Origin of the sequence: Candidatus Darwinibacter acetoxidans (assembly GCF_041936445.1) — a bacterium.
GTDB lineage: Bacteria > Bacillota > Limnochordia > Darwinibacteriales > Darwinibacteriaceae > DTU010.
On record NZ_JBHGXH010000074.1, the window covers coordinates 1 to 1,732 of the forward strand.

At 58.0% G+C, this 1,732-nt stretch carries 1 protein-coding gene; it reads right to left on the reverse strand.

Annotated features, from left to right (window positions below):
• Positions 1-142 precede the first annotated feature (142 nt).
• Positions 143-1,000, reverse strand: coding sequence for a rolling circle replication-associated protein (locus ACE4YL_RS02660; protein ID WP_461369147.1), 858 nt, complete (start codon positions 998-1,000; stop codon positions 143-145).
• Positions 1,001-1,732 lie beyond the last annotated feature (732 nt).

Sequence of the window (1,732 nt, forward strand, 5' to 3'; positions counted from 1 at the left end):
CCCCGAAGAGGTATCCGGGGAGGAGGAACCAGCTGCTCCGTAGACCCATCCGGGCCGAAGACCCAGACGCCCCCACCGGTGATCATAGCCTCTTCCGCGAGTTCTTGAAGAACCGCTTCCATTTCATCGTTGTTTGTTTCGTTCATAGTTTCACCCAAGCTTCCAGTTCGTCACGAATAGCCTGTTTCTGTTCGGCGCTTGCCTCGCGGAAGGTTGTTTCCCATCCGGTCATCGACACCCCGGCCTCGAGGAACCGGAACCGGTCGCTGTCCTGGTAATCGAGTTTCATCGCCTTGCTGATACCCCGGGAAGCACCCCATTGACGCCAGCCGTGTTTCCAAAGTTGAGCGTTGAACCGGAGTTCTCCAGGGCTCATCTGTTCCGGGTCAATGCAGAAGCCTTTTCCCAGGTATTTGAAGAGGTAGAAGCCGACGTTCTTGATGTCGCCTTTAGCGTCCAGGCAGCTGTCTTCGAATTGTGCGCCGTGTTCGTAGGAGCCTGCCCGGTAGTCGTTCCAGAGGGTTTTTGTCTTCTCTTTCTGCCAGTCCTCGAGTTCGGCGGCGATTGCTACGTGCAGGTGAGGGTATCCGGTCTCATACTTCAGGTGCGGTTCCATCGTCCAGAGGTAGTCGAACGGGCGGCATAGTATCCGGTTCCGGAGCATCTTCCGGAGCTTGTCCCAGGATGTTTTGAGAACCTCGAAACTCTCTTCGATGGTGTAGCCGCCGACCTGCTCCCGGGAGTGCGCGCCGTCCTGGTATGTGGTCAGAGTGAGAAGGGTCAGAGGGGGTCTTCCCTGGGAGATCCACCATTCGTTGAACTTGTAGAACCGGGCGAGCGTTCGGTTACGGTATTTCACATGCCAGCGGTGCGTGTAGGGCAGATGCAGGATGACCGTTTCCCTCTTTTCCATGTCGTAGAGGGTCAGGTCTAGGGTCAGTTTACCCGTAAATTCCAGATACTCCCGGAAAGCGGCGATGTCCCGGGAATTCCGGCTCATTCCGGGTTTGTAACAATTAGTCTTAAGATGCCTAGAGAGTGACCCGGGGCCGGGCGGGGCAAGCCCTCGCCCGTCCCCACCTCCGACCCCCCCGGGGACGGTTGACCGGGGCTGCACCCCATCCCGACGACCGGGAGACACAGGAGGCCGGATAGACAGCTGATGCTCACAACTCGAAACCTTCTTTACCTTCCGGAGTCTAGAATGGTTACTGATAACTGAGGAAGAGGTGTCAGTATCCGTAGGAGACTCAGGAAGGTGCGCTAACACCTTCCCATTCATCTTATCACTTCTGTTAAGATCTCCATCGACCTAGCAGGTTAAAACCGTTTCTCAGTGGTCTATGACGCTCAGGCGCCGCTGCGGCTCAATTCGCTCCGCCTACGGCGTCGCTGACTTCGGCGCTCCGCGCCTGCGCGTCGCTCCGCTCCTTGCAATTGCGATAGGCCCGGAGAGGGGGGGGCTAGCCCCCCTCCCCGGTCCGGGGAGAGTGTCCGGGGAGCCTCACCCACGACGGCGGGGAAAGAGAGTAGGACCCCGGAGAGGTATCCGGGGAGGGGGAACCAGCTGTTCCGTAGACCCGTCCGGGCCAAAGACCCAGACGCCCCCACCGGTGATCATAGCCTCTTCCGCGAGTTCTTGAAGAACCGCTTCCATTTCATCGTTGTTTGTTTCGTTCATAGTTTCACCCAAGCTTCCAGTTCGTCACGAATAGCCTGTTTCTGTTCGGCG